The 12,347-nt window shown below is 66.2% G+C and carries 9 protein-coding genes; 2 read left to right on the top strand and 7 right to left on the bottom strand.

Going from position 1 to position 12,347, the window contains the following annotated elements:
- The 6 genes from NZU74_18320 to NZU74_18295 all read right to left on the bottom strand — a co-directional run.
- On the bottom strand, nucleotides 1-1,647 hold a 1,647-nt coding region (locus NZU74_18320; GenBank protein ID MCS6883292.1), incomplete at its 3' end, for a cadherin domain-containing protein.
- A 466-nt stretch (nucleotides 1,648-2,113) separates the two neighbouring features.
- Nucleotides 2,114-4,108, bottom strand: coding sequence for a protein kinase (locus NZU74_18315; GenBank protein ID MCS6883291.1), 1,995 nt, complete (start codon nucleotides 4,106-4,108; stop codon nucleotides 2,114-2,116).
- Between the two features lie 166 nt (nucleotides 4,109-4,274).
- Entirely contained in the window at nucleotides 4,275-5,273 is a 999-nt protein-coding gene (gene galE, locus NZU74_18310) for a UDP-glucose 4-epimerase GalE (GenBank protein ID MCS6883290.1), read from the bottom strand.
- 137 nt (nucleotides 5,274-5,410) lie between these two features.
- Nucleotides 5,411-6,016: a hypothetical protein gene (locus tag NZU74_18305; protein ID MCS6883289.1), complete on the bottom strand. Its 606-nt coding sequence runs from the start codon at nucleotides 6,014-6,016 to the stop codon at nucleotides 5,411-5,413.
- On the bottom strand, nucleotides 6,013-7,311 hold the full coding sequence (gene aroA, locus NZU74_18300; protein ID MCS6883288.1) for a 3-phosphoshikimate 1-carboxyvinyltransferase: 1,299 nt from the start codon (nucleotides 7,309-7,311) through the stop codon (nucleotides 6,013-6,015). The genes NZU74_18305 and aroA overlap by 4 nt, the downstream gene beginning before the upstream one ends.
- A 3-nt stretch (nucleotides 7,312-7,314) precedes the next feature.
- Nucleotides 7,315-7,968, bottom strand: coding sequence for a winged helix-turn-helix domain-containing protein (locus NZU74_18295; protein MCS6883287.1), 654 nt, complete (start codon nucleotides 7,966-7,968; stop codon nucleotides 7,315-7,317).
- A gap of 260 nt (nucleotides 7,969-8,228) precedes the next feature.
- On the opposite strand from NZU74_18295, the gene NZU74_18290 reads away from it, so the two are divergent.
- Both NZU74_18290 and NZU74_18285 read left to right on the top strand, forming a co-directional pair.
- A complete protein-coding gene (locus NZU74_18290; GenBank protein MCS6883286.1) occupies nucleotides 8,229-9,851 on the top strand; it encodes a serine/threonine protein kinase in 1,623 nt (540 codons plus the stop codon).
- An 84-nt stretch (nucleotides 9,852-9,935) separates the two neighbouring features.
- Nucleotides 9,936-11,393, top strand: a complete 1,458-nt coding sequence (locus NZU74_18285; protein MCS6883285.1) for a DUF1957 domain-containing protein — start codon at nucleotides 9,936-9,938, stop codon at nucleotides 11,391-11,393.
- Nucleotides 11,394-11,425: 32 nt separating this feature from the next.
- On the opposite strand, the gene trxA is transcribed toward NZU74_18285, so the two are convergent.
- On the bottom strand, nucleotides 11,426-12,280 hold the full coding sequence (gene trxA, locus NZU74_18280; GenBank protein ID MCS6883284.1) for a thioredoxin: 855 nt from the start codon (nucleotides 12,278-12,280) through the stop codon (nucleotides 11,426-11,428).
- Between the last annotated feature and the right edge of the window lie 67 nt (nucleotides 12,281-12,347).

Genomic DNA, 12,347 nt, shown 5'->3' with positions numbered 1-12,347 from the left:
GGTGATGCTGTAGGTCAGCGTCTGCGGCGGCAGGTCCGGGTCGGTCGCCGTCACCGTTCCCACCGCCGTGCCCGCCGGGCTGTTCTCCGCGATGCTGAAGGTCGCTCCCGTCACCGTCGGCGCCTCGTTCACGTCGGTCACGTTGATCGTCACCGTGCCCGTGCCGCACTGGCTGGGCGTGCCAGTATCACAGACCTGCACCGTCAGGGCGTAGCTGGGCGTCGTTTCGAAATCCAGCGCCCCGGCCACCGTGATCTGCCCCGTGCCGGCGTTGATGGCGAAGGCGCCCCCCGTGTTCCCCGCGGTGATGCTGTAGGTCAGCGTCTGCGGCGGCAGGTCCGGGTCGGTCGCCGTCACCGTTCCCACCGCCGTGCCCGCCGGGCTGTTCTCGGCGATGCTGAAGGTCGCTCCCGTCACCGTCGGCGGGTCGTTCACATCATTGATATTGATCGTCACCGTTCCGCTTGCGCAACGGTTGGGCGTACCGCCATCGCAGACCTGCACCGTCAGAGTATAGCTGGTGGGCGGGGTCTCAAAGTTGAAGACCTGGTTCGTAGAAATGGCCCCGGTTGCGGCATTTACGTTGAACAGGCCCTGGCCGGTGCCGCCGGTCACCGTGAAGGTGGTTCCGGGACCGTCGGGGTCATTGACCGTAATCTGGCCCGGCGCCGGATTGACCACCGTGCCAACCGGACTGTTCTCATTCACATTGAAGGTCTGCCCGGCGGGTATCGCCGGCGCCGCGTTCGAGTCCTGGATCGTACCGGTGGCGGTAGTCTGCTGGAAGGGAAGATTCACGCTAAAGGAATTCAGCGGATCCAGCACGAGGGTCATCGTCTCGGTGCCAGGAGGCTCCGGGATCGCATCATCGCAGACCTGGATGGCGATCGTGCCCGTCTGCTGGCCCGCGGGGATCACCAGCGTTCCATTCGCGACGCCGACATAATCCTGAGTTGCGTCACCAACGGCAGGACAAGCAGTGGTCGCTGTCGCCGTATCACCGCCGGCGCCGGTCGAATAGGCGATCACGACATTCTCGATTGGCACGGCGCTCAGGGTCACCACAAAGTTCAGCGGGCCGGCATGCTCCAGCGCCGTAGGTGCGCTGATGCTCTGGACAGTCGGATTATCATCATCAGTAATAATTGCAACAACCTGGGTGGATTGGCCCACTGGCGGCTGGACCGTGCCCACGGTCGAACTCTGCACGGTAACGCGCACAATGAACGACTCGTTGAGCTCGTCAACGGTATCGCCACAGATAGTCACCGCGAAGGTCTGGGAAACATCGCCGGGATTGAAGGTCAGGGTAGCCAAGTTGCTCACATAATCAACCCCGGGGCCGCAACTGGCGCCCGCCGTGGCCTGGTTGGAGGGACCGGCATCGGTCGTCACTCCCAGGACAATCTGCTGTCCGGAGCCAAGGGCCTGGGAGAGGTTCACGGTGAAGGTGGCAGTCGAGGTCCCGCTGTTCCCCTCCGGGATACTTGCGCCCTGCAACTGCACCGTCACGATGGGGTTGGCGAGAAGCGCGCTGGCCCCTGCGATCCCCAGGAGTAACGCTACGAGGGCCAGCAGGCCCCCGAACAGCCTCGGTCTTCGCGTCAAGACATGCAGGTGGCGTGATTGTCCGTGTGCGTGGTCCATGCCCTACGCTCCTTGCTGATAGCTTCGCCTGCCAGGCCCTGTGGGGCTTCGCGGCCCAACCATGGAATGAAAAAGAGCTATGCTGGGAGGGCTGCGCCCTTCCAGACTTTCCCGATAATTCAGAGCGACGCGTCGCGGGAACTTTTCCAGGCATCGGTAATATGTAGCCTGGCGCTGAGAGATACGATATACTGTCGGGATTACCAGGATGTTTCCAGTAAAAGGACTCTTTCAAGCCCGATCTGGTGATCTTCAGAGAGGTTTTTTTCCAGAGGAGCTATGGCTGCTCAAAGCGCCCAAGAAAAAGGCCCTTCGAGGGCGCAGGCGCGGGGAACCCGCGGTCGCTCGGCGAAGCAGGGAGGCGAGGAAAGCCGGTTTGCGCCTCCCCCGTCTCGCTGCGCTCGACGCCCCCTCTCTCTGCCGCAGGTGGAGGGAGAGGAGACCGGGGGGAGGGTGAAGACCACAGCTAGGTTACCGCAAACACACCCAGGATCAGCGCCACTACCACGAGAAACACAATGATCCAGACAAAGATCACCCGTTCCCAGTTGAGGAAGCGCCAGTCGGGGGGAATACGATTGTCGAAGCCGTAGATGGTCAGACGGTACAACCCGGCGTCACCGGGCTGGCCGAGGTCGAAGACCACATCCGTGACGGGCACGAAGCTCACAGTAACCTCGGCGAGTGCGATGCGCGTCTCATCGTTCTCGGCGGCGCGAGCTTCGGCGAGCAGGGCGGCGAGGGGCGGCACGAGCGACCATTCGGGGCGCGGAGCGCCAGCCTGCGCCTGGCAGTAGACCACCTCGGGGGCGCAGGTGCGCAGCAACCACTGCACATCGAGGGCCGGATGCTCGTCCTGGCCCTCGAAGGCGCGCGCCTGACGGCTCCAGCGGAAGGCCTGGCGCTGGACGAGGCGCCCCGTGCCGGCGCAGCGGTTACAGGCGTTGCCGCCACGCCCATCACAGGCCGGGCAGGGCACGAGGATCGCTCCCGCCGCGCCGCCAGCCGACAAGGGCACGGGCGGGCGCCGGTCAGCCGCTGGCGGTTCCGGCCGCGTATCGCTCCCGCCCGCAGACCCGACGGCCAGTGAGGCGGCGGGGCGGGACGCGTACACCCGTCGCCGGCCCTCACACTGCGCGCAGACGATCACCCCCGCGCCGGCGCACGTGTCGCATGTCACCACCCTGGCAGAACCGGGGACAAACACCCGCCCGCCGGCCTGATCGGCAAACTCGCGCACCGGCGGCAATGGTACAGCCCAGCGCTCCATCGGCGCCTTAAGGGGGTAATCAGCCGCCTTGCGATCCGGCTCTTCGTCGGTTTCAAGCTGGCTCCGGCGCTCGTAGAGCACGCGCAGCCGGTAAAAAAACACGTTGCGGCTGGCCACCTTGTGGAAGCGGGCCAGCCGTCCGAGCCACTTCCGGCGCAGACCAAAACGCCCCTCGGCGGCATATGCATTCAGAATGTCGCAGAGGGTCGCCGGATCGCGCAGCCGGGCAGCTCGCTGCGCGGCGCGGCGCAGTGGCTCAGGGGCCAGCTCGGGCCCCAGCACCACCTCGACCGGGGCCGGTTCCGCGTCCGCGGTTTCCAGTTCGACCGGGCGGGCAGAGGCCTGGACGCCGGTGTCGAGCACCTGGGTAGGCTGGTCATGGCGCTGAAAGAGCAGATCGAGGGCCTCGACCGCCGCCCCGGCGGAAGGGAAGCGATGCGCGGGGTCAAGGGCGAGCAGGCGGGTGAACACGCCATCAATCGTGGCCGGCACACCGGCCACTCTGTGGGAACTGAGCGGCGCGGGCGGGCCAAAGGGCGGCCCATCTGGCAGGCCGGGCGGTTCGGGCCAGGGCAGCGCGCCGGCGAGCATATGGTAGAACACCACCCCCAGGCAGTAGATGTCGGACAGATGGGTGACACTGGCAGCCGGGTTGGTATGCTCTGGAGAGAGATAGCCTGGCGTGCCCATCACTACGAGCTGCCCGGCCACGGGCGCGTCGCCGTCGCGGGCGACGCCGAAATCGGTCAGTACTGCCCGGTTGCCCTGGCGGGTGATAAGAATGTTCGCCGGTGAGACATCACAGTGAACGATATTGAGGCTATGGGCATAGTCGAGGGCCTGCGCGATTTGCCGGAAGATTGCCAGCGCCTCGGGCAACGGCAGGCGCCCCTGCCGCGCGAGACGTTCGCGCAGCGATACGCCGTCAATGTATTCCAGAACGGCGTAGTGAAACGGCGGAAGGGACCCGTAATCGTAGATCTGGACGATGTGGGGATGCCGCAGCCGCGCGGCGATGGCCGCCTCGCGCTGAAAGCGTCGCACTGCCTCCGGAGCCTGGTTCATCAGCACCTTGACGGCCGCCACATGGTCGCGGAGTTCGTGATGGCGCGCCAGCCAGACCTGGCTGGACGCGCCGCGACCCAGCGGATGCTCCAGCATGTAGTTGCCGATCCGGCGCGGAACGTTCATAGAGGTCAAGCGGCTTCGCCGCACCAATGAAGGCACGATCAGGGGAAACCGGGTTTGTCCGCGCCCCTGCCTGCGGGAGCAAGCCAGGCGCAACCCGTTGGGTTGCGCCCGGGGCCTTTGCCGTGAGAGGAGACAGGCGCAACGGACCCTCATTGTACCAGATTCGTCACCTCCCCGCGCCCTTCCGCGGATAGCCGTGGGGATAATTGCGGTGCCACTCCCAGGCGCTGGCAACGATAGTTTCGATGTCCGGGAAGCGTGGCCGCCAGCCCAGCTCGGCGCGGATGGCCTCAGAGGAGGCGATCAGCACCGCCGGATCGCCGGGGCGCCGCGGGCCAATCACGTGGGGAATGGGGTGGCCGGTCACTTTGCGGGCGGCCTCAATCACCTCGAGCACGCTGAAGCCATTCCCATTGCCCAGGTTGTACTTGCGCGAGCCGAGACGGTCCAGGGCCTCCATCGCCAGGATGTGCGCCTGGGCGAGATCCACCACGTGAATGTAGTCCCGAATGCAGGTGCCGTCGGGGGTGGGATAATCATCGCCAAAGACAGTAATGTGAGGGCGATGGCCGAGGGCCACCTGGAGCACCAGGGGGATCAGGTGGGTCTCAGGATCGTGATCCTCGCCACGGTGCGGGGTATCGCCAGCGGCGTTAAAGTAGCGCAGACACGCGTACTTCAGACCATAAATGCGCTCGCACCAGTGCAGCATGCGCTCAATGAAAAACTTTGACTCGCCATATGGTGAACCGGGGACAATTTTGTTATCGGCTTTGATCGGCATCTTCTCCGGCTCATCGAAGAGATTAGCAGTAGAAGAGAGAATGAAGCGCCGCACCCCGGCTTCAAGCGCCACTTCGAGCAGATTGCCCGCGGTGACGATGTTGTCGCGCAGGTAGCGCAGCGGTTTCTCCATACTCTCGCCAACCAGCGTATAGGACGCGAAGTGCATGATCCCGTCAATGTCGGGATGGGCGGCGAAGACGGCGCGCACGCTGGCGATATCGGACAGGTCGCCCTCGATCAATTCCGCTTCCGGCGGAACGGCGGCGGCGTGGCCCTGGTAGAAGTTGTCGAAGACGATGGCCCGATGTCCGGCGGCGATCAGTTCGGCAGTGGTAATGGAGCCAATATATCCAGCTCCACCGGTGACAAGGATTTTCATTGGTAAGGCTCCTTGGAACAAACGGCGGCAAGAAGGGCCTGCCACCCTCACTGTACCAGCGGAGTCATACCAGACATGGATGAAGATTGACTAAACAAATCTCCAGGAGGGGCAACCTTCCAGCTTGCCCCCGGCAATCAACCCTGAGGCGGCTCAGCTGCGGCGGGAGAGGGAGGGGTCGGAACGACGGGAGGCGCGAATGCTTCGGGGTTCGGCGCGGGCAGGGGACCATGGGCAATCTCCGCGCCGATGGCATAGAGCGCCTGCACCCGGCGCCGGTTGAGGCAGACGGACTCGCGATGAAAGGGCGCGCCGCCCTGCAAGGGGTAGATCGTCACCGCGCTGAGGGGAACGAACTCATCGGTCATTTCGCTGAGCATGACGATCAGTTCCACATCGCCACGCTTGAAGAAATCCGCGCGCAGGGCGAACTGTGAGGTAAAAAACATCATTGTCTGGGTATCGCGCGGAGGGTTGGGAACGTGGAAATCGGGGGGCGGCGGCGGCTCGGCAATCGTGGCGACGAGCAGGGCGCCGCTCCAGTCTACCAGGATCTGGGGAACGCGCCGGGCCTGTTGAAGGCGCCCAGGGGGAGCTACGCTGGCGTCGCGCAGGGTAATGAAGCGGTGCAAACCACTGTTGAGCGCGTCGCTCACCCGGCGGTAGAGCGGCAGATCGTAGCTCCCGGCGACCACCAGCGCGTCGGTATAGACTTCGACGGTAAACGTGTATTGTTCGCTCATTGCAGCTCCGCGAGCGTCTCCCAGAACCCTGGATAGCTAACGGCCACTGCTTCAGGATCGTGGATCACCGTTGTGCCAGAGGCGACGAGAGCGGCGATAGCCCAGGCCATGGCGAGCCGGTGGTCCCCGTGGCTGTGCAACTCGGCCCCCGCCAGGGCAGGGCCGCCACGGCCCACGATGCCCATGCCATCCGCAGTGGGCTCAACGGCGACCCCCAGGGCGGCGAGGCCAGCGGCGACAGTAGCGATACGGTCGGTCTCTTTGGCGCGCAGTTCCTGCGCGTCGCGGATGAGCGTATCGCCTTTGGCGCAGGCGGCGGCAACGGCCAGGACGGGGATCTCATCAATCAGGCGGGGGATGAGATCCCCGCCGATGGTGGCGCCACGCAACGCCGAGGAACGCACGGTGACATTGCCCACCGGCTCGCTCCCCTCAAAGCGTTCATCGGTGATCTCGATCGCCGCGCCCATCGCCCGCAGCGCGTCGAGCGCCCCGGTACGAGTGGGATTGAGGCAAACGCCGACCGTCGTCAACTCGGCGTCGGGATGAATGGCGGCGGCGACCCACCAGAACGCCGCAGAGGAGGGATCGCCCGGCACGCGCAGCGAGAGCGGAAAGGGTCGAAGCGGATCGGTTGGCGGATTCAGGACGAGCTGCTCGGCGCTCACCTGGAGGTCCACCCCCATGGCCTGGAGCATACGCTCGGTATGGTCACGGCTAGCGATCTGGCCAGTGAGCGTGAGCGGCCCTTCACCAGCGAGCGCAGCGAGGAGCAGGGCCGACTTGACCTGGGCCGAGGCGATGGGCAGGGCGTAATCGCCGCCCTTGAGGCGGACGCCGCGCACGGCGAGCGGGGCGCGGTCGCCGTGGTCGCGCCCGTCGAGCCAGGCGCCGAGGGCCCGCAGCGGGGCCACGATGCGGCGCTGCGGGCGGGAGCGCAGCGAGGCATCGCCGGTCAGCACGGCGAAGAGGGGGGCGCCGGCGACCAGGCCGGCGAGCAGGCGCAGCGTGGTGCCGGAATTGCCGCAGTCAAGCACATCGGCGGGTTCGCGCAGCCCGTGGAGGCCCACACCGTGCACCTGCACCTCGGCGCCCTCGCGTTCAACCGTAACTCCCAGGGCGCGCACACAGGCGATGGTGGAGAGGCAATCCGCGCCAGCGAGGAAATTGGTGATGCGGGCCGGCCCCGCGGCGACGGCGTTCAGGATCACCGCGCGATGGGAAATCGACTTGTCGCCCGGAACCTGCACAACGCCACGCAGCCGCCGGGGAGCACTCAGGGAAATGCTGGTCATGGATTAGCCTTCGGGCGTGGTCACCAGCTTGTATCCGAAACCTCGCTGGGTAATCAGGTAGCGCGGATTGCTGTGATCGGGCTCGATGCGTTGCCGCAAGCGGTAGACCAGCGCGTCAATCGCGTTGTAGTCAAAAACCTCGTAATCCCACACTTTGCGGGCAATCTCATCTTTGCTCACCACCTGTCCCCGGCGCTCATAGAGCAACTCCAGCAGTTGGAACTCTTTGACCGTCAGCGGCGGCCTGAGCAACTGGCCCTTGATATACACTTCTTTAGCGCGGCTATCCACCCGCAACTCTTCCCGCACCGCGCGCAGCACCTCGGGCGGCAGGGCGCCTTTGACGGTGGCCTCGGGATCGTGGAAGACGATCACCGTATCGGCGATAATGATCTGGTCCTGATTATGGAGCACATAAAGCCCGGCGATCCGCTCCTGGTTGACGAAGGTGCCGTTCGTGCTATCAAGGTCGCGCACCGCGAAGCCGTCCTCCGTGCGTTCGAGACGGGCATGGCGTCGCGACGCCTGCGGATGGTCAATAATCACATCGTTTGACCCATCGCGCCCGATGGTGATCACATCGGCGGTCCACTCCAGTTCGCGCAACTGACCACCCTGGCGCTTTATGACGAGTTTGGGAGCGGGAACAGCGTGCATGCCGCGTTCCTCCGGACGGGGTTAGAAAATTGCTTAACTACGTATTATCCTGACAAACTTACAGCATACTTTGGCTGATTATACCATTAGCATCGCCTAAACTCAATCCGCGCTTTCGGCGCGCCCGTTCAGGCACACCGTGGAGGGCGCAGAGGATGGACCACTTGAAACCCTCCGCATCCTCTACGGTTCCTGATCGTGTATACTGTATTGCAACGGCAAAAACGCCACCGCGCCTGCTGCCGCAAGGAGAGCGCCGTGTGACCAGCCTGATCGGACGCCGCCTGGGGCGCTACGAGATCCGCGCCGAGCTTGGTCGCGGGGGCATGGCCCGCGTGTACCGCGCAGTGGACACGCAGCTTCAGCGGCCCGTGGCAATCAAGATCCTGGCGGCGCAACTGAGCCTTGACCCCGAATACATCCGGCGCTTTGAACGCGAGGCGACCACTGCGGCCAATCTGCACCACCCCGCGATTGTGACGATCTACGATGTGGGTGAGGAAGACGGGCTGCACTACATCGCCATGGAGTATATCTCCGGGCGCAGCCTGTATGCCGTGCTCGAGGAGCGCACTACTCTGGGCCTGGGCTATGCGGTGAGCATCCTCGACCCGGTGGCCCGCGCCCTGGATTACGCTCACGCCCTGGGCGCGGTGCATCGCGACATCAAGCCCCACAACATTCTCATAGACCACGATGGCCGGGTGCTGCTGACGGACTTCGGCATCGCCCAGACGCCCGACTCCGACGGCGAGCGGCTCACGCGCACCGGGCTGTTCATGGGCACGCCGGAGTACATTTCGCCCGAACAGGCCGAGGCGCGACGAGTGGACGGGCGCAGCGATCTCTACGCCCTGGCGGTGGTGGCGTATGAGATCATCACCGGGCGGGCGCCTTTTACCGGCACGGCGCCGCAACTAATCGTCGCCCACGCCCAACTCCCTCCGCCGCCGCCATCGAGCATCCTGCCGCACCTGCCGAAGGAACTTGACGATGTTCTGGCGAAAGGGTTGGCGAAGCGGCCCGAAGAGCGCTTTGCAAGCGGCCTGGATCTGGTAGAGGCCCTGCGTGCCGTAGCCGCACGCCACGGGATGCCGCTGGCTACTCGCGAGCAACTGGCGGCTCTGGCTAATCCCGTGGGGGTAACACCCCGCCCTCCGATACCACAGGCCATTCCCGCGCCGCCGCCGCGCGGGCGGCCCCCGGTCGGGTCGCTGCCGTCCGCCGTCGCCGCGCCGCAACCGGCGCCCGTCGCGACCGGCAACGCGCCGACCACGCCTGCCACACGCTTCCCTGCCACTCCGCCGGCCCCTCGCCCGCCGACGTCCGACGGGCTGTCGCGCCCCGGAGAGCCTGGTCGTCCCAGGCAGGCCGGCGACGGAAGCGCACTGCCCTTGCTGCTGCTTGGAGCGGTGCTGGTAATGGTGACGGCGGCGTTCATCTTCATCGTGGCGCGCGGCATGGCGAGTGTTCCCCCGCTTCAACCGCCACCGGAGATTCCAACGCCCAGCCCGGCCCCGCCCAGCCCCGCGCCGCCAACAGCGGCGCCCGCCACGCCGACCATCCCCGACGGTACGGTTGCCCCACCGGCGCCGACCCTCGGCTCACCGACCCTGCCGCCACCACCGGTTACCGTGCCGCCGCCACCGCCTACCGCGCCGCTGCCAGCGACCATCCCGCCCACTGCGCCGCCGCCGCCAACCACTACGCCGGAAGAAGCAACGGCCACTGCAACCAGTACACCCGAGCCTACGCCAACGCCCACGGTGGCAACCAGCACGCCTACCGCCACCGCAACAGCCTCGCCGACGCCTACGCCAACCGATGAGCCGCCGATCCTCGGTTCGCCCACGGTGGTGACGCCGGTGATCCCCTCGCCGTAGGGCGCGGACGGGGCAGGGGTAGGGGGAAAGCCGGTTTCCCCCCTGCACGCAACCTGGAAGGTTGCGCTACTGTAACTGCAACCTATGCACGTCGCCTTTCTGGTGCTGGCCCATGTGCCATATGTGCGCCGAGCGGGGCGGCGCCCCCTCGGCGAAGAGGCCCTGCACACGCTGGCGGCCCAGGGTTTGCTGCCGCTGCTGGAATTGCTGGGCGATCTGCACAGCAGCGGCCTGCGTCCGCGGATCGCTCTGGCGTGCTCGCCGCTCCTGGCGGATCAACTGGCCGACCCGGTGGTTCAGAAACACTTCGTGCTCTGGATGCACGATGTGCTGGCCCGCCGCGAAGCGGAACTGGCCGTCGCTGAGCGCAATGGCGACCATCACGCCGCGTATCTGGAGCGGTTCTATCTGGAATGGGGCTGGCAGCGGCTGCGCAGCTTTGAGCAGCGCTTCCAGCGTAACCTGGCGCGGGCCATCCGCGAACTGACCACGGCACGGGTGATCGAGCCGCTGGCCGTGCCAGCGACCCACGCCTATCTTCCTCTCCTGGGGCGAGAGGAGTCAGTGCGGGCGCAGATCGAGCAGGGCGTGCTCCAGATCAGCCGCCACCTCGGACGCCCCGAGGGCCTCTGGCTGCCTGGCGCCGGCTGGCGCCCCGGCGTTGAGGGCATAGCCGCCGACGCCGGGCTACGCTACCTGGTGGCCGACCCGAGTTCGCTCCCGCCCACGCTGGCGCCACAACCCTTCTGGCTGGCCGGACGCCGCGTAGCCGCCGTCTTTCCCGATGAGGATCTGGCGCGGCATGTCTGGTCGGAGGAGCTGGGGTATCCCGGCGATCCTGTGTACCGTGATCCCGCCGATGCGCGGGGCATTCTCTCCCGCAGCGGCGCACCCTACGATCCCTATCACGCCTTGCGGCGCGCGCAGGAGCATGCCAACCACTTCACCACGGCCCTGGTCATCGAGGCGCGCCGTCGCGGGACGCGCGATCTGGCCCTGGTGTTGCTCCATGCCGGCCAGATCGGCCCGACCTGGGTCGAGGGCGGCACCTGGCTCCAGGCCGTGCTGACCCACTGCGCCACCCATGGCGCTCTGACCCTCACCACGCCAGGGGCCTATCTGCGCGCGCATCGTCCGGACATCGAGGTCGCCCTGCGTGAAGGCTCGTGGTCAGTGGGAGGGCATGCCGGCTGGCAGGGGGGCGCCGCTGAAGCGTACTGGCGGGCGCTCCACGCCGCTGAGGAGCGCATGGTGCAACTCGCCGGGGCCTACCCCGGCGCCGAGGGTGACCGCGAGCGGGTCCTCAACCAGGCCGCCCGCGAGCTCATGCTTGCCCAGACAGGCGACTGGGCGGGGCGGCTGAGCGCGGGAGCAACGGACGAATGGACTGGACGCTGGCGCGTGTACCTCGACCGTTTTGAACAGCTTGCCGCGATGGCGCAACAGGAACGGGCCAGCCCTGGCGATCTGTTTCTGTTGGAGCAATTAGAGGAACTTGATGGAGTTTTTCCGAATCTGAACTTTCGTATTTTTGCGCCGTAGCGCAACCCGGAAGGTTGCGCCACGGCCCTAGCTCAGAACAGCGTGTTCGCCAGGCGACGGCGGGCGCCGGGCACCAGGGGATGCTCATCGCCGAGGGCGGCGAACAATGCCAGCAGGGCCTTGCGCGCGCCATCGTCGCGATAGGTCCGATTACGGGCGACGATCGCGAGCAACTCATCAATCGCCTGGGCGTAGTCGCCGCCGGCGACCGCGTGGGCCGCCTGGCGATAGCGCCGGTCGAGCTCGCCTTCGGCGGAGGCATCGCGCGCCGCGAGCAGTTCGACCAGCGGCAGGGCAGCCTGGGCGCGGGCGAAGAGTGGCGAACTGGCGGGCACCTGCTTGAGGGTCGCCGCCCCCTCCGAGTCGCCGCGCAGCAACAACAGGCGCCCCAGGGCGAACAGCGCCTCGGCGTTCTCCGGATCTTCACCGAGGAGCAGCCGGTAGCGGGCGATAGCCCCTTCGGGGTCGCGGGCTTCGAGCGCCTTCGCAGCCTCGAGGAGCGACGATGAGGGTTCGGGAACAAAGCGCTTGAGCCAGGCCCGCACCTGCGACTCAGGCAAGGCCCCCACAAACTGATCCACAATCTTGCCTTGATGCACCGCCATCACCGCGGGGATGCTCTGCACCCGAAAAGCCTGGGCCAGGCGCGGATTCTCATCAACATTGACCTTGGCCAGGATCCAGGCGCCGCGGGCCTCGGCGGCCAGCCGTTCGAGCAGCGGCCCCAGCGTGCGGCAGGGCCCGCACCAGGGCGCCCAGAAGTCAATCACGACCGGGACGCTCTGTGAGCGCGCGAGCACTTCCTGATCGAAGTTCCGCTCATGAACCTCGATGACACCGGCCTTCGCGGTCGGCGTCCCGCTTGATTTCACTTCACCGATCATCATTACAACCTTTCCTGGAACGACGTATTAGCGGAGCGCAGCGTCCGATACCCTGCCCCAGTATAGCAGA

The sequence above is a fragment of the Chloroflexaceae bacterium genome (assembly GCA_025057155.1).
Taxonomy (GTDB): Bacteria; Chloroflexota; Chloroflexia; order Chloroflexales; family Chloroflexaceae; genus JACAEO01.
This window is presented reverse-complemented; position numbering and strand designations above follow the sequence as displayed.